At 34.4% G+C, this 22,289-nt stretch carries 19 protein-coding genes; 10 read left to right on the top strand and 9 right to left on the bottom strand.

The features are described 5' to 3' along the window. The first annotated feature begins 68 nt into the window (after positions 1 to 68). Complete coding sequence (locus tag Q1A73_RS23175) at positions 69 to 848, top strand: DUF3298 and DUF4163 domain-containing protein (protein WP_299610808.1); 780 nt, start codon at positions 69 to 71, stop codon at positions 846 to 848. Here the strand turns inward: Q1A73_RS23175 and Q1A73_RS23170 are convergent. Next, a complete protein-coding gene (locus Q1A73_RS23170) occupies positions 843 to 1,298 on the bottom strand; it encodes a DinB family protein (RefSeq protein WP_299610806.1) in 456 nt (151 codons plus the stop codon). The two genes, Q1A73_RS23175 and Q1A73_RS23170, sit on opposite strands and share 6 nt — an antisense overlap. 111 nt (positions 1,299 to 1,409) lie before the next feature. Here Q1A73_RS23170 and Q1A73_RS23165 point away from each other — a divergent pair, with 111 nt between their 5' ends. Next, complete coding sequence (locus tag Q1A73_RS23165; RefSeq protein ID WP_299610804.1) at positions 1,410 to 1,763, top strand: ArsC/Spx/MgsR family protein; 354 nt, start codon at positions 1,410 to 1,412, stop codon at positions 1,761 to 1,763. Further along, complete coding sequence (locus Q1A73_RS23160) at positions 1,756 to 2,649, top strand: DMT family transporter (RefSeq protein ID WP_299610802.1); 894 nt, start codon at positions 1,756 to 1,758, stop codon at positions 2,647 to 2,649. Before Q1A73_RS23165 ends, Q1A73_RS23160 begins: the two co-directional genes overlap by 8 nt. Here the strand turns inward: Q1A73_RS23160 and Q1A73_RS23155 are convergent. Beyond that, the gene (locus tag Q1A73_RS23155; RefSeq protein ID WP_299610800.1) at positions 2,641 to 3,117 is read right to left on the bottom strand and encodes a thioesterase family protein; all 477 of its coding nucleotides are present in this window, start codon (positions 3,115 to 3,117) and stop codon (positions 2,641 to 2,643) included. The two genes, Q1A73_RS23160 and Q1A73_RS23155, sit on opposite strands and share 9 nt — an antisense overlap. A gap of 153 nt (positions 3,118 to 3,270) precedes the next feature. Here Q1A73_RS23155 and Q1A73_RS23150 point away from each other — a divergent pair, with 153 nt between their 5' ends. The 5 genes from Q1A73_RS23150 to Q1A73_RS23130 all read left to right on the top strand — a co-directional run bounded on the left by Q1A73_RS23150 (position 3,271) and on the right by Q1A73_RS23130 (position 10,466). Next, on the top strand, positions 3,271 to 4,272 hold the full coding sequence (locus Q1A73_RS23150; RefSeq protein WP_299610798.1) for a bestrophin family ion channel: 1,002 nt from the start codon (positions 3,271 to 3,273) through the stop codon (positions 4,270 to 4,272). After that, positions 4,272 to 5,237, top strand: coding sequence for an alpha/beta fold hydrolase (locus tag Q1A73_RS23145; RefSeq protein ID WP_299610795.1), 966 nt, complete (start codon positions 4,272 to 4,274; stop codon positions 5,235 to 5,237). Before Q1A73_RS23150 ends, Q1A73_RS23145 begins: the two co-directional genes overlap by 1 nt. A gap of 206 nt (positions 5,238 to 5,443) precedes the next feature. After that, positions 5,444 to 9,073, top strand: a complete 3,630-nt coding sequence (locus Q1A73_RS23140; protein WP_299610792.1) for a S8 family serine peptidase — start codon at positions 5,444 to 5,446, stop codon at positions 9,071 to 9,073. 104 nt (positions 9,074 to 9,177) lie between these two features. Then, positions 9,178 to 9,693: a GNAT family N-acetyltransferase gene (locus tag Q1A73_RS23135; protein WP_299610789.1), complete on the top strand. Its 516-nt coding sequence runs from the start codon at positions 9,178 to 9,180 to the stop codon at positions 9,691 to 9,693. Between the two features lie 56 nt (positions 9,694 to 9,749). Next, positions 9,750 to 10,466 (top strand): phosphodiester glycosidase family protein, encoded by a 717-nt coding sequence (locus tag Q1A73_RS23130; RefSeq protein ID WP_299610787.1) that lies wholly within the window; start codon positions 9,750 to 9,752, stop codon positions 10,464 to 10,466. 566 nt (positions 10,467 to 11,032) lie between these two features. Here Q1A73_RS23130 and Q1A73_RS23125 read toward each other — a convergent pair. From Q1A73_RS23125 to Q1A73_RS23095, 7 genes are all read right to left on the bottom strand, one after another. Further along, positions 11,033 to 11,689, bottom strand: a complete 657-nt coding sequence (locus Q1A73_RS23125) for a CoA transferase subunit B (protein WP_299610785.1) — start codon at positions 11,687 to 11,689, stop codon at positions 11,033 to 11,035. 5 nt (positions 11,690 to 11,694) lie between these two features. After that, positions 11,695 to 12,393, bottom strand: a complete 699-nt coding sequence (locus Q1A73_RS23120) for a CoA transferase subunit A (protein WP_299610783.1) — start codon at positions 12,391 to 12,393, stop codon at positions 11,695 to 11,697. Between the two features lie 101 nt (positions 12,394 to 12,494). After that, positions 12,495 to 14,822: a transglycosylase domain-containing protein gene (locus Q1A73_RS23115; protein ID WP_299610781.1), complete on the bottom strand. Its 2,328-nt coding sequence runs from the start codon at positions 14,820 to 14,822 to the stop codon at positions 12,495 to 12,497. An 18-nt stretch (positions 14,823 to 14,840) separates the two neighbouring features. Then, a complete protein-coding gene (locus Q1A73_RS23110) occupies positions 14,841 to 17,171 on the bottom strand; it encodes a transglycosylase domain-containing protein (RefSeq protein WP_299610779.1) in 2,331 nt (776 codons plus the stop codon). A gap of 2 nt (positions 17,172 to 17,173) precedes the next feature. Then, positions 17,174 to 17,668, bottom strand: a complete 495-nt coding sequence (locus tag Q1A73_RS23105) for a gliding motility lipoprotein GldH (protein ID WP_299610777.1) — start codon at positions 17,666 to 17,668, stop codon at positions 17,174 to 17,176. Continuing rightward, complete coding sequence (ricT, locus tag Q1A73_RS23100) at positions 17,655 to 18,950, bottom strand: regulatory iron-sulfur-containing complex subunit RicT (protein ID WP_299610774.1); 1,296 nt, start codon at positions 18,948 to 18,950, stop codon at positions 17,655 to 17,657. The genes Q1A73_RS23105 and ricT overlap by 14 nt, the downstream gene beginning before the upstream one ends. Positions 18,951 to 19,095: 145 nt before the next feature. Further along, positions 19,096 to 20,127 carry a rhodanese-related sulfurtransferase gene (locus Q1A73_RS23095; protein ID WP_299610771.1) on the bottom strand — a complete coding sequence of 344 codons (1,032 nt, stop codon included), beginning with the start codon at positions 20,125 to 20,127 and terminating at the stop codon, positions 19,096 to 19,098. A gap of 495 nt (positions 20,128 to 20,622) precedes the next feature. Between Q1A73_RS23095 and recA the strand changes: the two genes are divergently transcribed. Both recA and Q1A73_RS23085 read left to right on the top strand, forming a co-directional pair. Next, positions 20,623 to 21,636 (top strand): recombinase RecA, encoded by a 1,014-nt coding sequence (recA, locus tag Q1A73_RS23090; RefSeq protein ID WP_299610768.1) that lies wholly within the window; start codon positions 20,623 to 20,625, stop codon positions 21,634 to 21,636. A gap of 197 nt (positions 21,637 to 21,833) precedes the next feature. After that, entirely contained in the window at positions 21,834 to 22,256 is a 423-nt protein-coding gene (locus Q1A73_RS23085) for a hypothetical protein (RefSeq protein WP_299610766.1), read from the top strand. Positions 22,257 to 22,289 lie beyond the last annotated feature (33 nt).

The raw sequence follows: 22,289 nt of genomic DNA, 5'->3' as shown, positions 1-22,289 counted from the left end.
TGTTAAAAAACTGAACAAATGTATGATTTAATTCGTTCTAATCATATTTCAATGAACACCTTTAGTAGATGATTAACAGAAAAACTAACACTCCAATAAAGTTCATTTTCCTATTAGTAATTCTATCTTATTTCTATAGTTGTGAAAAACATGAACCACTACGTTTTCAGAAAAAAACGATAAGTATAGAAACCTACTTTGATTGTGAAAATACAGACTGCGTAATTACTGAGGTTTTACTTTTAGAATCTATAAGTGAAAACGATCTGTCGGAAAAGATAAACAAGCGAATTGAAAAAGCTGCTTGTGATGCTTTAAATATTGAAGACGACAACAAAGTTGACAATATTGAAAACGCATTAAAAAGCTTTAATAGTTCATATCTCGAAATGAAAAAAGAATTTCCTGATGAAATTATTCCTTACGAGGCTAGTATCAATTGCGACATTAGTTTTCAAAATGAAAATATACTATCCGTTCTTATAGAATCCTATATTTTTACTGGAGGTGCACATGGTAGTGGTAATTCTAATTACCTAAATATCGATCTTAAAACTGGTGAAATCATAAACAACGAAGAATTTATCAAAGATGATAAAGGTTTTAAAGATTTTGCAGAAAAGGTATTTAGAGAAACTCATAATATCCCTAAAAACGAATCTATCAATAGCACTGGATATTTTTTTGAGAATGACACTTTCCATTTACCATCTACTATAGGATTTACAGAAGAACATATTATACTTCTATATAATCAATATGAAGTTAGCTCTTATGCAGAAGGTCCTATTGAAATAAAATTAAGTAAAGAGAAAGCGTTAGCCTATTTAAATAAAAACGTATTATAAGGACTTTTTTAGTGCTAAAATATACCCAAGATGTATTCCTTCATGAAAATTATTAAAGCTCATAGCATCTTCTGTAGATTTTAAAACAAAACCTGTACTAGTTGGATATTCCTGATATTCTTTAAAAATAGAAGCTTCAATATCCTTTTCAGTTTGATCCAATGTACTAAACATTAACTCTTTTACTTTTTCAACTTCTGCCTGATCTACAAAACCCTCTGTTTTAGTTCCTTTTCTATACTTTAACACCAATTCATCATCAATCATCATTGGTAGACCACTAAGTTTGTATACTAATAACTGCTGTGTTACCACTACATGAGCTATATTCCATATCAAATTATTATTGAATCCTTCAGGAACTTTATTAAGATCTTCTAATGAATAATTATCCATAATTTTGGACATTAATCTTCTATTAGTTCTGGTAATTTCTAATTGATCTTTCATTGCTTCTTTTTAAATGTAATGATGATGTTCTTAATTTTTAGCCAAAAATATAAGTTTTCATCGTGAAATGAATTTCCTTTGTATGTATTTTGACATTTTAACTATTTTCTCGTGAAAAAAATATACCATCTATCCACTTGTGACACTTGTAAACGAATTTTAAAAGAATTAAATCCTTCTTCTGACTTTGTTTTACAAGACATTAAAAATGAAGCTATTACCCAAACTCAACTAGAAGAAATGAAATCACTTTCTGGAACGTACGAATCTCTGTTTAGTAAAAGAGCGAGACTTTATAAAGAAAGAGATTTAAAAAATAAGACTCTTTCAGAGAACGATTACAAAGACTTAATTCTAGAACATTATACCTTCTTAAAACGTCCGGTAATCATATATGACAACCAAATTTTTATTGGAAACAGCAAAAAAGTGGTTGAAGCGGCAAATAAGCAGATTAATGGATAAAAGAACCATAGCGCTATTAGCTGCTTTTGGAGCAAGTTTGATTTATGCCATTAACCATACATTGGCAAAAGGTGTTATGCCTACCTACATTAAACCTTTTGGATTTATCTTTCTTAGGGTTATAGGAGCCACTTTACTTTTTTGGCTTGCCTCTATATGGGTGCCAAAACAAAAAATTGATCGATCCGATTGGTTAAGAATTTTTGGCTGTGCAGTTTTTGGGATGGCTATTAACATGTTGATGTTTTTCAAAGGCCTACAACTATCAACTCCTATTAATAGTTCGGTTATGATTACCATAGCGCCAATTTTGGTATTTATCCTATCTGCCATTTTTCTGAATGAAAAAATCACCTGGTTACGATCTATTGGAATTTTATTAGGCTTCTCGGGTGCATTAGGACTTATACTATTTGGAGCCGAAGTACGACAAGACGCCCCTAATATTCCATTAGGAAACGCCCTGTTTATAGTAAATGCCGCTTCTTACGCAATTTATCTTGTAATGGTAAAACCATTAACGGCTAAATATCATGCTATCACCTTAATGAAATGGTTTTTCTTATTAGGTGTTATCATTAATTTCCCTGTTACGATTTCAGAATTTAATGAAGTTCAATGGACCTCATTACCTTATGATGTTATTTGGAAAATGGTATTTGTAGTAATAGGAACCACTTTTTTTACTTACCTTCTAAATGTATTTGCTTTAAAAACTTTAAAAGCGTCTACAATTGGCGCTTTCATATATCTACAACCATTATTAGCCATAAGTTTTGCCATGGCAATGGGAGCAGATTCTTTAAAACTGATTCAAATAATAGCGGCAATACTAGTTTTTGTAGGAGTCTACCTAGTTACTAAAAAACCCAAAAAACTAACTTAAATCAGTTGGGATTTTGGCAAACTTTCGTGTGTCCTCTTTCGTAAGTATTTTAAAGCTATCCGGACGCTCTACTTTATCCATAAATTCACGCATTTCTTCAGGAAGTGGAATTAATCTCCGCGTTTTCAAATCTAACCAAGCCCCCATCATTTCGCATCTTGCAAAATTTCTTCCTTTATAATCATAAAAGTTATGCAAGAACTCAAAAAACTTTCCATCTTCACTCATACCCACAAGTTCCAAAGAAACTCTAACGGGTCTTCCATAAAAAACTTCTTTGAAATAATAGATGTGTTCATAAAAAACAACAGGACCTATATTAAGCTTACCTAAGAGTCTTTGATCAAAACCTAGCTCAGATAAAAATGTCATTCTGGTATGCGCAGCATATTCTATATACGCCTTATTTGCTAAATGACGATTAGCATCAATATCATTCCATCGAATTTCGAACTCTTTTAAATACATACTTAAGATTTTATTGGGTCAAAAATACAAAACAGATAATATGCTTGCATAATAAACTTTAGTTAATATTATCCCCAAGATTGAGCTAGACTTTTAAATATTTCTATTTTGAAAACCAACGAGGTCTTCTTACTTTAGAACAAAAAATCACACATGTACATCAAACGTAATATTGGTTGGGGACTTATTTTAAGATTTGCATGGAAAAATCTACTCTTCTTTATCCTCTATACCGCAAGTATTTTCTCTCTCTATTATTTTTTTGACTTACAATTTATAGACATCCCCTTTCAACCTTTATCTGTTATTGGTATTGCTGTAGCTTTTTATATAGGTTTTAAAAACAGTCAGAGTTATGATCGATTCTGGGAAGGACGTAAAATATGGGGTGGAATCGTTAATTATAGCAGAACCTGGGCAAATCAGGTTTTGAGCTTAGTAGATGATTCTACAGAAACCAAGAGAATATTAATATATCGTCATATCGCTTGGATCAACGCCTTACGAGTCCAACTAAGACAACCCTCTTCTTTTTCGATGAAAGAAAATGCCTCAGTAGAGCGTTTACTTCAAAAACATGGAGAGCGAAATCCTGCCTGTGATGCCTCTAAAAGTTTTGTTTCTGAAGAAGAATACAACGACCTTCTAAAAAGAAAAAATGCAGCGACTCATCTTGTAAAAAATCAGGGACTGCATCTAAAAGAGCTATTAAGTTCTGAAAAAATAAGCCCATTTGATAACCAGCTGTTACATGGTGTATTAGAAGAATTGTACAACTTACAAGGTAAATGTGAACGTATAAAAAACACCCCTTTTCCTAGACAATATGCATATTTCAGTACTGTTTTTACTTGGATCTTTGTATTACTATTACCATTTGGATTATTAAATGTTTTTGAAAGTGAGCTTGGTGATATGTCGCAACATTTACAGCCTTGGTTTATCTTTTTAATGATCCCGTTATCGGTACTAATTTCCTGGATATTTACTACGATGGAAAAAGTAGGTAGTAATAGTGAAGACCCCTTTGAAGGAAGAGTGAACGATGTTCCTATGACAGCATTATGTAGAACTATAGAGATAGACTTACGAGATATGCTGGATGAGATAAATCTGCCCGAAAAAGTACAACCAAAGGATAATATTTTATACTAATGCCTTTCGTCCCTTCAAACTACAAACCACCATATTTTTTCCGAAATGGTCATTTTTCCACCATCTATCCTAATCTGGTTAGAACAGTAAAAGGTATAGAACAAAATCGAGAAAGAGTAGAACTAAAAGACGGAGATTTTATCGATATCGATTGGAGCTATTCTAGTGATCCCAGATCTAAAGGAAAAGTAGCTGTTTTGGTCCATGGACTAGAAGGAAACGCACAAAGGCAATATATCCTAGGTCTTGCGAAACATTTTGTCAAAAACCAATGGAATGTAGCTGCCATAAATCTTAGAAATTGTAGCGGTGAAGTAAATAGATTATACCGATCCTATAATGCTGGAGTAAGTGATGATCTTGCTACTATTATATCTCATATTACAGAGAAAGACTATCATGCTATCTCGATATGTGGGTTTAGTCTAGGCGGCAATATCACATTAAAATATTTAGGAGAAAGAAAAACACCTAAACAAGTAAAATCTGCTGTGGCTGTATCCGTACCTTGTGATCTTTATAACTCATTAAATGAAATTAACAAACCTAGAAACTTTATCTATCAGCAACGTTTTATTCAGAGTCTAAAAAAGAAGTTGTTGGAAAGGCAACAAGTATTTCCAAATGAAATTAGTATATCCGATATCAAAGCTTGTAGCTCCCTTATTGATATTGACAATTTATACACAAGTGTTGCTCATGGCTATGTGGATGCTATTGATTATTACACTAAGTGTAGTAGCAATCAATTTCTAAAAGACATTTCCATCCCTACACTAATCATCAATGCTAAAAATGACACTTTTCTAGGAACTACTTGTTATCCACACAACGAAGCTCAAAGAAATTCAGACCTCTATTTAGAAACCCCAGATTTTGGAGGTCATGTAGGTTTTTATATGCCTTCGGGAATTTTTTACAACGAGTATAGAGCTATAGAATTTGTGCAAAAAACACTAGATTAAACAGTTAAGTTATTACTTTTTGTAATCCTTTACCTACTTACCGAATAAATGAAACAAACGTTAACTCTTTGTTAAGGTTTTGTATAGTCATTATTAAACCCTTCATCGAAAATCTTTTGCCAATTAGGAATAATTTAAGAGTTTTGGCTGTTTCTCAGATAAATCATCAGAGAAATTTAATTAAAGCTAACTCAAACTCAATAAAAATGAAAAAAAGTTACAAAAACCTTATTGGGGTTTTTGGCACTATGCCAAAAAGGTTTGGAAAACTGCGAACTCTCGCGTTTTCCACAATGTTTCTTCTTTCTGCTGGAGTATTTGCTCAAACACCAGCACAAAAGTCAAAAATTATGCGGAGCAGTAACTTGTCGGAACTTAACAAGTTACAAGTGCAAAATGCTGAAAAAGCTGCTATTCAAAAGAAAGAAGCTATTCAGGCTGCAAAACAAAATGGATGGCCTGTTCAAACCACTCTTAAAAACGGAAGTTTTGCAGAATTACAAAAAATTGCTGAAGATGGCACTCCTATTTATTACGTAACCTATAACGTGGATGCCGCAGAATCAACAAGAACAAATCATCTTAATTCTGGAGGTTCTTTAGGATTAAACTTAGATGGTCAGAACATGACGGCTCACGTTTGGGACGGTGGTCATGCAAGAGCATCTCACCAAGAATATGATGGGCCTGGAGGTAACAATCGTGTTACTATCCAAGATGCTGCATCTGAAGGTGGAACTCAATTAAACTTCCACGCTGCGCACGTAACAGGAACCATTATGGCTTCTGGTGTTCAAGCTGCGGCAAAAGGAATGGCACCTCAGGCAAGAGTAGATGGATATATGTGGAACAACGATGTTGCAGAAGCTACCAGCGCTGCAGCTAATGGAATGATTATTTCTAACCACTCTTACGGATTTAGAGGAGATCTTGTACCTGATCAATATTTTGGTGCTTATATAGATACTTCTAGAGATTGGGATGAAGTAATGTTTAACGCTCCTTTCTATCTAATGGTTGTAGCCGCAGGTAACGATGGTAACCAAAATGGTTACAACGGTCAACCGCTAGATGGGAATTCTTCTTATGATAAACTTACTGGACATTCTACTTCTAAAAATAATTTAGTTGTTGCAAATGCTCAAGATGCTAATATCGCTTCTGATGGTAGTTTAAATAGTGTTTCTATTAACTCTTCAAGTAGTGAAGGACCAACCGATGATTACCGTATCAAACCAGACATTACTGGAAATGGTACTGGAGTTTATTCTACATACGAAAGTAGTAATACAGCATATGCCAGTATTACGGGTACTTCTATGGCATCACCAAATGTTGCTGGATCATTGTTATTATTACAACAACATTATGACAATACAAATGGTAACCTTATGAGAGCTGCTACTTTAAAAGGTTTAGCTCTACATACTGCAGATGATGCTGGACCTTCTGGTCCTGACGCTGTTTACGGTTGGGGATTATTAAATGCTAAAAGAGCTGCTGAGACTATCACCAATGCAGGAAACGAAACAAAAATTGAAGAATTAACTTTGAACAGTGGACAGACGTACACAATTACTGTTGATTCTGACGGAACTAATCCGTTAATGGCTTCTATTTCTTGGACTGATAGACCAGGTACGGCAGTTACAGCTACCAACTCTAATAATGCAGTATTAGTAAATGATCTTGATATTAGAGTAACCCAAGGATCTACTACATTCCAACCATATAGATTAACAAGCATAACTACTAACGGAACAGGTGACAATACTGTAGATCCATTCGAAAGAATTGATGTAGGTAGTGCTTCTGGAACATATACAATTACAGTAACTCACAAAGGGTCATTAACAGGAGGAAGCCAAAACTTCTCTCTAATTGTAACTGGATTAACTGGAACTCCAGTAGTTTGTAACGCTACGGTTCCTTCTGGAGTTGGAGCATCGAATATCTCTTATGATAGTGCTACTATCAACTGGACATCAGTACCAGCGGCTACTTATGATGTTAGATATAGAGTAGCAGGAACTTCTTCTTGGACAACATTAAGTGATGTAAGTGGTACTTCTACCGCTCTAAGTGGATTAACTCAATTAACTTCATATGAAGTGCAAGTAAGAAGTAAGTGTTCTGATGGCACTACATCTTCCTATAGCAGTACAGCAAGCTTTACTACTACAGAATTCCAATTGACATATTGTGATTCTAACGGAAATAGTGTTGCAGACGAATATATTAGTAGAGTTCAATTAGGAACTATAGATAACGCGTCTGGTGCTGGAAGTGGTGGATATTCAGATTTTACTTCTGTTGCTACTGGATTAGCAAAAGGTGATTCTTACACAATTACTGTAACTCCTACTTGGACAGGAACAGTATATAGTGAAGGATATAGTGTTTGGATTGATTACAACCAAGATGGTGACTTTACAGACTCTGGAGAACAGATATGGACACAAAGTGCTACACAAACAACTCCTGTAAGTGGAAGTTTTACTGTGCCAAGTGGTGCTACAGACGGAAATACGAGAATGCGTGTATCTATGAAATATAATGGAGTGCCTACTTCTTGTGAATCTTTCCAATATGGTGAAGTAGAAGATTACACCGTTACTATAGGTGGCGCAACTGCTGATACTCAGGCTCCAACTGCACCAACTAGTTTATCTGCATCTAATGTAGAAGAAACCGCTCTAACATTGAGCTGGAATGCATCCACTGATAATGTAGGTGTTACTGAATACGATGTTTATCAAGGAAGTAGTGTTATCGGTTCTACCTCAAACACTACTGCAAATGTAACAGGGCTTACCGCTAATACTTCTTACTCTTTTAGCGTACGTGCAAAAGATGCTGCTGGAAATGTATCAGGAGCAAGTAATACAATAAATGTTACGACAACTGGTGGAGGTTCTGGAAGTGGATGTACCTCAGGAATTTCTTCCTTCCCATATAGTGAAGGATTCGAAAACACCATAGGAGATTGGACACAATCTACAGCGGATGACCTTAATTGGACCGTTGATGCTAATGGTACTCCCTCTAGTAGCACAGGACCATCATCTGCTACTCAAGGATCTTACTATATTTATGTAGAAGCTTCAGGAAATGGAACAGGTTATCCAAGCAAACAAGCTATCATTACTTCTCCATGTTTTGATTTAAGTGGACTTAGCCAAGCTAATTTCTCATTCGCTTATCATATGTATGGAGCTTCAGATATGGGTAGTATCGCTGTTGAAGCAAGTACAGATGAAGGAGCTACATGGACTAGTATCTGGAGCGAAACAGGAAATCAAGGAAATTCTTGGCAAACAGCTACTATTGATCTTGCATCTTATGTAGGTGGAGGAGTTCAGTTACGATTTAACAGAATTACTGGAAGTACTTGGCAAGCAGATATCGCTATTGACAATGTGTCTTTAAGTGATTCTAGCGGACCAGTAGACCAATGTGCTGGTGTACCTGAATGGAGTTCTAGTCAAACTTATCAAGTAGGTGATAAAGTTACATACCAAGGTAACTTATACGAAAGAACTGCTACAGGATGGACGAATTTAGGACCTTGTGGAACAACAACATCATTTGCAACAACATCTGATAATCTTGTTGGACCACCATTAGGATTATCTCTATATCCAAACCCTGTAACAGGATCAACTCTTAATGTTCATAACGGTAAATCAGGTTCTCAAAACTATATCATTTATAATATGCTTGGACAAACAGTTCTAAAAGGAACTTTCTCCAACACTATAAATGTTCAAAATCTTGAAGCAGGTGTATACATGCTACAAGTAAACACTCAAAAAGCTCGTTTTATCGTAGAATAAAAATTATAGATAGATAACCTTAATTTTTATAAAAAAGCCCAGAAACTATCGTTTCTGGGCTTTTTGTATATTACCATTCTTGATATCAAAACCTCGTAGCATACATGAAACACTTTGAGACCGATAGATTATTATTAACACCCTCAGGTATTGGGGACGCTTCATTTTATTTAGAACTTCTAAATACACCGAAGTGGTTACAAAACATTGGTGATCGCAACGTGAAATCTATTGAAGATTCAAAAACTTATATAGAACAAAAAATGCTCCCACAATTAGAAAGACTCGGGTTTTCGAATTATACGGTGATACGAAAATCCGACAATATAAAACTTGGGTGTTGCGGTCTCTATGACCGAGAAGGAATTGATGGATTTGACATAGGTTTTGCATTTCTACCAGCATATGAAAAAATGGGCTACGCTTATGAAAGTGCTTCTAAACTAAAAGAAGTTGCTATTACACAATTTAAAATAAAAAAAATCAGCGCTATTACAATTCCAGAAAATAAATCCTCTCAGAAGTTATTGGAAAAACTAGACTTCGATTTCGTAAAAATCATTACAATTCCCAGTGACAATGAAAAATTAATGTTATATGAATACAAAACTAACTCGTAGCATCATATCATACCTATAAAATACAATTATACACTCTGGTTCCATATTTCATAACTATGAAAAATAAATATTCACTTCTTGTCTTAATATATTTTATCTACATAGGTTTCAGCTACTCGCAAAAAACCAATAATGATACAAAATTCATAAGTTACCAAGTTGATCTAAAGAATCAACAATTACATTTCTTTTGGAAAAATAAAAACAATAAAAATTATGAAAGTTTTCAGAAGCTTAAGAAAGCCCTAAATGATGATGGCAAGGAACTCGTTTTTGCTATGAATGGAGGAATGTATAAGAAAGACTTATCTCCACAAGGATTGTATATAGAAAATAATATTATAAAATCACCACTAGATACTATTCAAAATGCATATGGCAACTTTTATCTACAACCAAATGGAATTTTCTATATTACCCATAATACCCCACATATTGTAACTACCAAAAACTTCTCTTTTGAAAAGAACATAATCTATGCCACCCAATCAGGTCCTATGTTACTGATAGAAGGAAAAGTTCATGAGAAATTTAACCAAGGATCACCAAATGTTCATATTAGGAACGGAGTTGGAATATTACCAAACGGTAATTTATTATTTGCAATGTCCAAAGAAAAAATAAATTTTTATGACTTCGCTTCCTTCTTTAAGGAGAAAGGTTGCAAGAATGCGCTATATTTAGATGGTTTTGTGTCAAAAACCTACTTGCCTGCTAAAAGCTGGGAACAACTAGAAGGCAACTTTGGTGTCATTATCGCAGAAATCAAATAACTTTAAATATAAAAAACCTGTTAAGCTCCTTAGACTAACAGGTTTTTTATATTCATCGCGACTTGGGGAGGTTGCGATTTATTAACAACAAAAAATCACATAACAAAAAGGAATACCTTTTGTTAAAACAAAAATACTTTTTTTGCTAAATACATACAGTTAGAAATCAATTCGATTGTAGGTTTAACTGATTTCTGAATACGATTTAAACGCTTTTTCATAATAGGGCAATGTGTGAGGGTTAAAAATTTAATTAATTTTTAAAAGAGAACATTTAACTGTACTACTTTCAAGGGATTGCTAATATCCAAAATTAATTTGGAAATTACGTTTAAATACAATTAAAATCGACAAAAAACACAAAATTTTAACATTTAATAACGTTTAATGCCTATTTACAAGTTAAAGCAAAGGTTTAGGTAAGGTAAAAACATATTTATTAAGTAAGTTTTATCTTACAAATATTGAATTTTTGTAAGTCTATTTTTACAAAAAAAACTAATCTCATTTATTATTCGTTCTCCTAATTTAGAAAAGTGTTCATTTTCATATAGAATTCGATTTGATTAATCCAAAACCATTTCTGGCACATTTCCTTCAATTATTAGCTTTCCTTCTGTAGCTTTTTCAATTTCTTCTACACTTACTCCTGGAGCTCTTTCTAACAATTTAAAACCATCTTCAGTTATACTTAATACCGCTAAATTAGTAACTACTTTTTTCACACATTTCACTCCTGTTAAAGGCAAAGAACATTTAGATAGTAATTTAGAAGCACCTGCTCTATTTGTATGCATCATGGCCACGATAATATTTTCTGCACTAGCCACCAAATCCATTGCACCACCCATTCCTTTCACCATCTTACCAGGAATTTTCCAGTTTGCAATATCTCCGTTCTCTGCCACTTCCATTGCTCCCAAAATAGTTAGATCTACATGTTGACCACGAATCATATTAAAACTTGTAGCAGAATCGAAAAAAGAAGCTCCTGGCATTGTTGTAATTGTCTGTTTTCCTGCATTAATGATATCTGCATCTTCTTCTCCTTCGTAAGGAAAAGGTCCCATACCTAATACTCCATTCTCACTTTGAAACTCCACTGCTATCCCATCTGGTATATAATTGGCTACTAACGTTGGAATTCCAATTCCTAAATTCACAAAATAACCGTCTTCCAGTTCCTTTGCTATACGTTTAGCTATTCCGTTTTTATCTAACATATGATTTATCTTTTTCGTACTGTTCTTTGTTCTATTCTTTTTTCATAGTTCTTTCCTTCAAAAATCCTTTGTACAAAAATTCCCGGGATATGAATATGATCAGGATCTAGTGTTCCTGCAGGAACTAGTTCTTCTACTTCGGCAACTGTTATTTTTGCCGCTCCACACATGCAAGGATTAAAGTTTCTTGCTGTTCCTTTGAAAATCAGATTACCGGCATCATCACCTTTCCAAGCTTTAACAAAGGCAAAATCAGCTTTAAAAGCTTCTTCGAGTATGTACATTTTGCCATTAAACTCTCTTGTCTCCTTCCCTTCTGCTACTTCAGTTCCATATCCTGCAGGTGTATAAAATGCCGGAAATCCGCCTTGCGCAGCTCTACATCTTTCTGCTAATGTTCCCTGAGGAATCAACTCTACATCCAATTCTCCGCTCAACATCTGTCTTTCGAATTCATCATTTTCTCCTACATAAGAAGAGACCATTTTCTTTATTTGCTTTTGCTGTAGTAGCAGTCCTAATCCAAAATCATCCACACCAGCGTTATTAGAGATACAAGTTAACCCTTTGATATTTTTTCGAACCAATTCTGCTATCGCGTTTTCTGGTATTCCACAAAGCCCAAAACCACCTAGCATAAAAGTCATATCATCTTTGACTCCTTCGGTAGCTTCCTGAACTCCGTTAACTATTTTACGAATCATATTATTCTATTTTTAGCGGATTAAATGTACCAAAAAAAACAGTACTAAAACGTTTGAAAACTTATAGTTTTGGAAATATTTAAGAGATAGATAAATACGTTCTAAAAGCGCAGCTCATCTTCGTACTTAACCTCTTTTTTATAAATATCGCAATCTAATTCCACAGAAAGATTTTGTGGTTTTTTAAATTCTGACTTAGATATATTTAAGACTGGATCTTCATAACATTTTCTCATGTAAAGCGCCCAAATTGGCAATGCCATGGTGGCTCCATTTCCGTAGGCAATCGATTCGAAATGGGTAGAACGATTATCACCACCTACCCAGACTCCTGTACATAAATTTGGTACAATGCCCATAAACCATCCGTCACTTTGATTCTGGGTAGTTCCTGTTTTACCTGCTATAGGATTCTCAAATTTGTAAGGATGTCCTGTTACCAGCTTCTTATAAATGTATGAATTGGAAGCTTCAGTACGTAATCGTTTCCCTGAACCTGTTTCTGTGACTCCTTGCATTAAATTGAGCGTTAGATAAGCAGATTCTTTATTTATAACATCTTTTTTGTTAGGAACATTCTCATACAATAAAGCTCCATTTTTATCTCTTATATGAGAAATAATATAAGGCTCACTATAGATTCCTTCATTTGCAAAAACGCTATAAGCTCCTACCATTTCCGAAAGTTTTATAGCCTCGGTCCCCAGAACAATAGAGGCAACGGTATCTAAAGGGGTGGTAATTCCCAGCTTTTTTGCAAGATTAATCACAGGTGCAGGTCCGATTCTATCAATTAATCTAGCCGAAACTGTATTAATCGATCCTGCCAAACCTTCTTTTAGTGTAACAGAGCCCGCATAATTATTATCAGGATTTGTTGGAGTCCAATCCTCTCCAGAAACACCATGTTTACCCACTGGTATCGTTACTTTGGCTCTTGGTATTCTGTAACAAGGAGCGTAATTCAACTGATCTATTGCAGTAGCATATACCAAAGGCTTAAATGTAGAACCTACTTGTCTCGCTCCTTGATTTACATGATCATATTTAAAATACCTGTTATTAATTCCACCTACCCAAGCTTTAACTTCCCCGGTTTGGGGATCCATTGACATCAATCCTGTGTGTAAAAACCGTTTGTAGTAGAGGATAGAATCTCTAGGCGTCATGATCGTATCGATAGTTCCTTTCCAGGAAAACACTCTCATTTTGGTTGGCTTATCAAACGAAGCAATTATTTCTTCTTCACTTGCACCTTGCTCTTTCATTATTGCTCTTCTCGAAGAACTTTTAATAGCTCTATTTACGATATCTTTTATTTGCCCAGAAGAAATACCTCGAAAAGGTGAAGTTCTATTAGTTTTTTCTTGCTTATTAAACTCCTTTTGAAGATTCGTCATATGTTCTTTAACAGCCTCTTCTGCGTACCTTTGCATTCGAGAATCTAACGTAACATAAATCTTTAGTCCATCTTTAAAAATATTATGAAATTCCGTAACACCTTCATCATTTACACCCTTAGGATGTTCTTTAATCCAAGTCTGGACCTCCTTCTTTACCACATTTCTAAAATAGGTAGCACTTCCTTCTGAATATCCTTCAGGAGTATATTGCAATTGAATAGGTAACTTCTTAAGGCTATCTTTTTCTTTAAATTGTAGATATCCATATTTTACCATTTGTGCCAGAACCGTATTTCTCCTGTTCAGAGCACGCTCTGGTTTCGTAATAGGATTATAATAGGTAGCGCTTTTTAACATTCCTATAAGCACTGCAGCTTCTTCTATTGTTAGATCCTTGGGTTCCTTATTAAAATAAATTCTGGATGCTGATCCTATACCTATTGCCTGTCTCGCAAAATCATATTTGTTCAGATACATTGCTATGATCTCATTCTTTGTATACTGCCTTTCGAGACGTGCAGCAATAACCCACTCCCTAATTTTTTGAGTGTACTTATCAATATTTTTTGATCTAAGACCTATAAAAAGTAATCTTGCTAGCTGTTGCGTAATGGTACTAGCTCCACCTTTTTTTCCTAATGATGTAAATGCTCGTAATGTACCTCTGGCATCTACTCCAGAATGCTCATAAAAACGTGCGTCTTCAGTAGCAATGAGAGCATCTACCAAATGCTGTGGTAAATCATCATATACAATAGGAGTTCTGTTTTCATTTGGTTGAAAAATTGTTCCCAACTGCACACCATCTGAAGAAATAATTTGTGCTGCCAAATCTGTCCTAGGATTTTCTAGATCTTCAAAAGTTGGCATTTTTCCGAGAACACCCCAACTCGCCAAAAGAAACAACAAAATCCCGATGCCAATCAAAGAAACAAAGCCGATCCAAAAACACTTGATATATAGCCTCTGATCCAGATTCACAAATCCTTTTTGTTCTTTTATGCTCGTATCCTTGTTCTCCATCATGGATAACAGAAATTTATTTTAAAGACCGAATTCGTCTTCTACCGGATCTTCAACCTTAATCCTTTTCTTAAACTCTTTGCAATCAACCTCAATGGTTAAGTTTTCAGGTTTACTAAAAGCTGATTTAGATACCTTTAATGATTTATCTGCGTAACATTTTCTCATATACAATGCCCAGATTGGTAAAGCCATAGTCGCTCCCTGACCATATCTGGTAGAATTAAAATGTGTAGCACGATCATCTCCACCAACCCATACACCGGTACATAAATTTGGTACAATTCCCATAAACCATCCATCACTTTGATTCTGTGTAGTTCCTGTTTTACCAGCAATAGGATTCGTAAATTGATACGGATAACCTGTTACCACATTTTTATAATCGTATCTATTAGAAGGTCCCGATCTAAGACGAGCTCCGGATCCTGATTGTGTAACTCCTTCTAATAAATTTAGGGTAACATAAGCAGCCTCTTTACTAATAACATCACGTGTTTCTGGTTCGAATTGATATAATGTTGTACCATTCTTATCTTCAATACTGGTGATCATTACAGGTTTATTATAAATACCTTCATTAGCAAAAGTACTGTAGGCGCCTACCATCTCTGATAGTTTGAGATCTACAGATCCTAAGGCAATCGATGCTACTTCAATAATTTCTGATTCAACGCCTGATTTTTTTGCTAATCTCACAATTGGTTCTGGTCCAATACGGTCCATTAAACGTGCAGATATGGTATTTACCGATTTTGCCAATGCTTCTTTAAGACTTAAATATCCCGTATAATCCGCGTCACTGTTTTTTGGTGTCCAATCCTCCATTACTCCATGAGATCCTGCTGGTATTGTAATCTGTGACATTGGTAATGTATCACAAGGTGATAATTTTAATTGATCAATTGCTGTAGCATACACAAAGGGCTTAAATGTCGATCCTACCTGACGTGCTCCTTGATACACATGATCATATTGAAAATGTTTAATATCTACTCCTCCAACCCAAGCCTTAACCTGTCCTGTCTGTGGTTCCATAGACATCATTCCTGATCTTAAAAAACTCTTGTAATATAAAATAGAATCCCTAGGAGTCATAATAGTGTCTATATACCCTTTCCAGGAAAATACTTTCATCTCCGTTTTAATATCAAATGATTTCAGAATCTCCTCTTCGCTTTTATTTTGAGACAACATCTTTTTTCTTCTCGCAGAACTCCTAATAGCTCGTTTGATAATACCATCAACTTCTTGCTTTGTAAGATCTCTAAACGGTGCTGTTTTATTTTTCTCTTCCTGCTTGTCAAATTCTTTCTGAAGATTTGACATATGCTCCTGCACCGCTTCTTCTGCATATTTTTGCATGCGAGAATCGATAGTTACGTTAATTCTTAGACCGTCTCTATAAATATTATAAAACTGAGTGTTTCCATCTTCATCTTCTCCTTTCGGGTTTTTCTTTACCCAATTTCCCATCCAACTTCTTACATACTCTCTAAAGTAAGTTGCTATTCCATCAGAATGCCCTTCTGGCGCATAATCTAGTGTCAAAGGTAACTGCTGTAAGCTATCTTTTTCTTTTTCTGTGATGTATTCATATTTTGCCATTTGTGACAACACTACATCTCTTCTGTTTTTAACTAATTCTGGACGTCTAAGCGGATTGAACAAAGAAGAATTTTTTAACATCCCTACCAATACAGCAGCCTCTTCCTGTTTTAACTCTTTAGGAGTTTTATTAAAATAAATTCGACAAGCAGAACTAATTCCAATGGCCTGATTAAGGAAATCATATTTATTAAGATACATTGCCATAATCTCGTCCTTAGTGTACTGTCTTTCCAGTCGAGCTGCGATTACCCATTCTTTAATTTTTTGGGTATATCGTTGCCAACCTCGAGATCTTGTACCTGTAAACAGAAGTTTAGCTAACTGCTGTGTAATCGTACTAGCTCCACCTTTACTTCCCAAAAATGTGACAGCTCTTAACGTACCTCTAGCATCTATCCCGGAATGATCATAGTAACGCACATCTTCTGTAGCGACTAAAGCTTCTACCAACTTCGGAGATAAATCTTCAAAACTCACTGGAGTTCTGTTTTCCTTGAAAAAAGTTCCTATTTGTTTTCCATCAGAAGAAATAATCTGAGTAGCTAAATCATTCTGAGGGTTCTCTAATTCATCAAAACCTGGCATTTCACCAAAATACCCCCAACTTGCAAAAAGAAATATCAGAATTACTAGGCCAATTCCTGAAGCAAAAGTGATCCAAAACCACTTAATATAGTTTAAAACACTGATTTCTTTTGATGCCGACTTTTTCCTAGTCGATTTAGGTGTTGCTTTTGCCATTATTATTTAGGATTTTGTGCAAATTCTATTCTAAAACCAATATCTGTAATTCCTTCGAGTTCATTAATACCGAATGTCTCTCCATTCTTCCTCATAGCATGCTGAAGCGTAACTTTATACACTCCATTTTCTGTGAAACTAACGTTCTCCTTATACCACAGCTTGTTCTCTTTTACATCAGAAAAACCTACACCTAACCATTCTCCATTTGGTTTTGCCATTTCATATTCTAATGTATCTGTAACAATCTTACCATTTGGAAATTCCATTTCACTAATCAAGAAAAGATTACTGAACTTATAATCATTATTGTTTCTTACATTAATGAATAAGTTATAGTTTTCTATAGAGTCTAATTCTGGTAAATTAAAAGTAACTTTTTCTTGTTTTTCCCAAGAACTGGAAACTGTTTTATATTCATCAAAAACCCTTGCATCATCACATGAATACAAGCAAACGCCTAAAAAAAGTAGTATAATAAGTCTAAGATTTATCATTATTTTTTCGTTGCTGTGGTTTTCGTTTTTTATTACGTTGATTATTCTTTTTCCAATTAGAATTTTTAGTATTGGTATTGGAAGGATTCTCTTTAGTTTTTTGCGGGTTTTGCTTTTTAGCAGTAGTATCCGCAGCAACCTTTTTCTTATTTCTATTCCTGTTCTTATTTCTTCTTCTTTTACTTCTTTTAGGTTGATCAAATCTTGTTAAACTATCTTGTCCTACAACGTTTTCAAAATCTACTTTAGTATCTTCTAATAGTTCAGAAGCAAATTCCTCTAGTCCAAGTACTTTTTCATTTTTCTTGTTAGCCTCTATAATTTCGTTTGCATGATCCGCAGATATTTTATGCCAATTCATCCATTCTCCTTCATAAGCATACCATAAGTATCCTTTGAAAATATCTATTTTCTGGCAAACAGCTGTACCCTTTTCCGTTTTCAATTTTACTTCGGTCTTCGGAAACTCCTTCAGCGCATCTATATAAGCATCCAATTCATAATTCAAACAACACTTTAATTTCCCACACTGGCCTGCTAACTTTTGAGGATTTAAAGATAGTTGCTGATATCTTGCCGCGCTGGTATTCACTGACCTAAAATCTGTAAGCCACGTAGAACAGCATAATTCGCGCCCACAAGATCCAATCCCTCCTAAACGAGCTGCTTCCTGACGAAAACCAATTTGTCTCATTTCTATCCTAGTACTGAATTCTTGTGCAAACTCTTTAATAAGCTGTCTAAAATCTACTCGTTCCTCTGCAGTATAATAAAAAGTACATTTGGATCCATCTCCCTGAAATTCTATATCAGAGATTTTCATTTGCAAATTTAAGCGAATGGCAATTTCTCTAGATCTTACCTGAATCTGTTTCTCACGATCCCTAGCTTTTTGCCAGATATCAATATCCTTTTGCGATGCTTTTCTGTAAATCTTTCTTACATCATCGCTATCGATATCTACCTTTTTCTTCTTCATTTGAATACGTACCAATTCGCCTGTAAGTGATACAATCCCTACATCATGACCAGGAGAAGCTTCTGTAGCTACAATATCTCCTATACTTAACGATAAATTTTCTGTATTTTTAAAGAAGCTTTTTCTTCCGTTTTTAAAACGAACTTCTACACAATGAAAAGGAGCTACACCACTTGGAAGCGACATATTCGCTAACCAATCAAAAACGGTTAACTTATTACAACCATCTGTGCCACAAGTACCATTATTCTTACATCCTTTTGGCTGTCCGTCTTTCCCGGAGGAACAACTACTACACCCCATATACTTTTATATATTGTAATTTGCTCGCAAAATATGCGACAAATATGATTCTTACTCAGGTCGGATGTTCCTCATCCAACATTCACTTAATCGATAAAGATACTATGATTTCTTTTAAATCCATAGTATCTAAATCATTTTAGCATTACTGCTTAAATTTTAATACCTCAGAACGCCCTTTTTTGAATATCTTATTGCTGTTCCCTTTTCCTTTACGAAGTGCTTTTTGCTCTTCATACGGCAAACTGTTAATGTCTTTGCATTCAACAGAACAACAATTATCCATTTTTGCCGCACATTCTGGACATTGAATAAACAACAAATGACATGCCTCGTTAGCACAGTTTACATGGGTGTCACAAGGTTTTCCACACTGATGGCAATTAGATATGATATCGTTTGATATTCTTTCGGACCTTCTATGATCAAAAACAAAGTTTTTTCCCAAATATTTGTTTTCAAGTCCTTTTTCTTCCACTTGCCTGGCATATTCTATAATACCACCTTCTAACTGAAATACTTTTTTAAAACCTTTATGCTTATAATATGCACTTGCTTTTTCACATCGGATTCCTCCTGTACAATACATCACCAGGTTTTTATCTTCTTTGTGCTCTTTTAAGTCTTCTTCTATAATATCTAATGAATCTCGAAATGTATCAACATCTGGAGTGATAGCTCCTTTAAAATGTCCTATTTCACTTTCATAATGATTACGCATATCCACCAAAATAGTATCGGGATCTTCTATTAATTGGTTGAATTTTTCAGCATCCACGTGTACTCCTTTATTGGTAACATCGAACGTATCATCGTTTAATCCATCCGCGACAATTTTCTTACGAACTTTTACCTTCAACTTTAAAAAAGATTTTACATCTTGCTCTCTTGCAATGTTTAATCTTACATTTTCTAAAAATGTAATGCTATCCAGATGTTCTTTAAAAGCATTAAAGTTAGGTGCAGGAACCGATAATTGACCATTGATTCCTTCATTGGCCACATAAATTCGACCAAGTACATCTAATTCATTCCAATTAATAAATAAGTGATTTCTGAAAATTTCGGTGTTACCGATGTGTGCGTATTTATAAAAAGAAAGCGTAAGACGATCCGTACCTGCCTCATCAATAAGGGCTGCTCTCTCTTTTGCACTTAATTTATTGTACAGTTGCATGCTATACTAATTTTTAAGTTAGAGAAATAATTTAATTTTTTGCAAAAGTACAAATCCTGCTATAATATCCAAGAGTATGATTGTCTCCATAAAAAAATGCCTTGAAAACCACTTCAAGGCATTTTTTGGCTAATTCGTTATTTGAATAATTATTTCATCTAAACGATTAAAATCAAATAAAGAAGCTAGCCACCTTCTACTATACAACTACTAATTTTCGTAGTCATATGTCCATAAAGGTTATGTCTTACGACTCTTTTAAGAAACTTCATCTACATCTTCTTTACGCACAATTGTTCTAGTATTGCTTTTTAGGTAGATGCCGTTATATAAAAAAGGTTGCGTCCATCATTAAAAAAAAATTAAGCAGCATAAAACGGGTTAAAGAACCAGATCATTGTTAATAAATTAGTTGCCTAAGTTGAATATTTGAAAGTATTATGCAAAAAACTTGTAGTATTTTAGCAAAAATCAATTACAAAAGAGAGTCAGCGCATGAGTACTGAAAAAGAAAAAGATGCAAAATTAAAAGCGTTAAAACTAACTTTAGACAAGCTAGATAAAGCTTATGGTAAGGGAACTGTAATGAAAATGGGCGATGATGCAGTTCAGGAAGTAGAAGTTATTCCTACGGGATCTCTAGGTTTGGATTTAGCACTTGGAGTTGGAGGATATCCTAAAGGAAGAGTTATAGAAATTTTTGGGCCAGAATCTTCTGGTAAAACCACTTTGACATTACATGCAATAGCGCAAGCGCAAAAAAATGGCGGAATTGCTGCTTTTATAGATGCAGAGCATGCCTTTGATAGATTCTATGCAGAAAAATTAGGAGTAGATATTGACAACCTTATTATTTCACAGCCTGATCATGGTGAGCAAGCGTTAGAAATTGCTGACAATCTGATCAGATCAGGAGCAATTGATATTATCGTAATTGACTCCGTTGCAGCCTTAACTCCAAAGAGTGAAATCGAAGGAGAAATGGGTGATTCTAAAATGGGACTTCATGCTCGATTAATGTCTCAAGCACTACGAAAATTAACCAGTTCTATTAGTAAAACTAATTGTACAGTAATATTTATTAATCAGTTGCGTGAGAAGATTGGAGTTATGTTTGGTAACCCAGAAACCACTACTGGAGGTAATGCACTTAAATTTTATGCATCTGTACGCTTAGACATCAGAAGATCGACACAGATTAAAAACAGTAATAGCGAAGTACAAGGAAATAAAACACGTGTTAAAGTTGTAAAAAACAAAGTAGCTCCACCATTTAGAACTGCTGAGTTTGATATTATGTATGGAACAGGAATTTCTAAAACTGGCGAGATCATTGATATCGGAGTTGATTATGAAATCGTAAAGAAGAGTGGATCTTGGTTTAGCTATCAGGACACAAAACTTGGGCAGGGAAGAGATTCAGTAAAATCATTACTTAATGATAATCCTGAGCTTATGGAAGAATTAGAGGAGAAGATAAAAGAAGCTATCAAAATTGTTAGTGAATAAACAATTTTCAAATTCTATACAAAAATCCCGAGTTCTCGGGATTTTTTTTTGTCAAAACACCAAAACAAAAGCAAATTTTTTCGCTGAAATATTAAATAAGTAAAATCTACTATTTTTTTATACTTTAAACGCAACCTTCGTACTAACTCATCATCTATTAAATAGAATTTGGTATGTATAACCCCAAAGTTAGCAGTATGAAAAGGATTAAAATAATAGCACTAATCATTGTAACAGCCTGTTTATCTAGTTGTTTAACAAATGATGATTTGGGCATTAACTTCTCTTATGAGTTAGTACCCATAGAGCAAGTGGATATTCCGGATCAATTTACAAGAGGAGAAACCTATGAAATAACTGTTTCGTATTTTAGACCTTCTGATTGTCATTCATTTAGTGGTTTTGATTATGACAGATTATCTAATGAACGTACGGTTTCGGTAGTAAATGTTGTTGTAAATGATCGTGAATGTGAAGATCTATCACAAAGTGATCTCATCGATGCATCTATTAATTTTATTGTAGGTTCAGAAGATTCTTATGTTTTTAGATTTTGGCAAGGAAGAGATGATCAAGGAGAGAATCAATTTTTAATCAGGGAAGTCCCTGTTGTAGATTAATATTTCGTTTAAACTTTTTAACTCAAACAAAAT

It is taken from the genome of uncultured Aquimarina sp. (genome assembly GCF_947492115.1).
Lineage (GTDB): Bacteria > Bacteroidota > Bacteroidia > Flavobacteriales > Flavobacteriaceae > Aquimarina.
This window is presented reverse-complemented; position numbering and strand designations above follow the sequence as displayed.

Coding starts and splice junctions, on each gene's coding strand:
- Q1A73_RS23175 (WP_299610808.1), top strand. CDS start 69: ATGATTAACAGAAAAACTAACACTCCAATAAAGTTCATTTTCCTATTA.
- Q1A73_RS23170 (WP_299610806.1), bottom strand. CDS start 1,298: ATGAAAGATCAATTAGAAATTACCAGAACTAATAGAAGATTAATGTCC.
- Q1A73_RS23160 (WP_299610802.1), top strand. CDS start 1,756: ATGGATAAAAGAACCATAGCGCTATTAGCTGCTTTTGGAGCAAGTTTG.
- Q1A73_RS23155 (WP_299610800.1), bottom strand. CDS start 3,117: ATGTATTTAAAAGAGTTCGAAATTCGATGGAATGATATTGATGCTAAT.
- Q1A73_RS23150 (WP_299610798.1), top strand. CDS start 3,271: ATGTACATCAAACGTAATATTGGTTGGGGACTTATTTTAAGATTTGCA.
- Q1A73_RS23145 (WP_299610795.1), top strand. CDS start 4,272: ATGCCTTTCGTCCCTTCAAACTACAAACCACCATATTTTTTCCGAAAT.
- Q1A73_RS23140 (WP_299610792.1), top strand. CDS start 5,444: ATGAAAAAAAGTTACAAAAACCTTATTGGGGTTTTTGGCACTATGCCA.
- Q1A73_RS23135 (WP_299610789.1), top strand. CDS start 9,178: ATGAAACACTTTGAGACCGATAGATTATTATTAACACCCTCAGGTATT.
- Q1A73_RS23130 (WP_299610787.1), top strand. CDS start 9,750: ATGAAAAATAAATATTCACTTCTTGTCTTAATATATTTTATCTACATA.
- Q1A73_RS23125 (WP_299610785.1), bottom strand. CDS start 11,689: ATGTTAGATAAAAACGGAATAGCTAAACGTATAGCAAAGGAACTGGAA.
- Q1A73_RS23120 (WP_299610783.1), bottom strand. CDS start 12,393: ATGATTCGTAAAATAGTTAACGGAGTTCAGGAAGCTACCGAAGGAGTC.
- Q1A73_RS23115 (WP_299610781.1), bottom strand. CDS start 14,822: ATGATGGAGAACAAGGATACGAGCATAAAAGAACAAAAAGGATTTGTG.
- Q1A73_RS23110 (WP_299610779.1), bottom strand. CDS start 17,171: ATGGCAAAAGCAACACCTAAATCGACTAGGAAAAAGTCGGCATCAAAA.
- Q1A73_RS23105 (WP_299610777.1), bottom strand. CDS start 17,668: ATGATAAATCTTAGACTTATTATACTACTTTTTTTAGGCGTTTGCTTG.
- ricT (WP_299610774.1), bottom strand. CDS start 18,950: ATGGGGTGTAGTAGTTGTTCCTCCGGGAAAGACGGACAGCCAAAAGGA.
- Q1A73_RS23095 (WP_299610771.1), bottom strand. CDS start 20,127: ATGCAACTGTACAATAAATTAAGTGCAAAAGAGAGAGCAGCCCTTATT.
- recA (WP_299610768.1), top strand. CDS start 20,623: ATGAGTACTGAAAAAGAAAAAGATGCAAAATTAAAAGCGTTAAAACTA.
- Q1A73_RS23085 (WP_299610766.1), top strand. CDS start 21,834: ATGAAAAGGATTAAAATAATAGCACTAATCATTGTAACAGCCTGTTTA.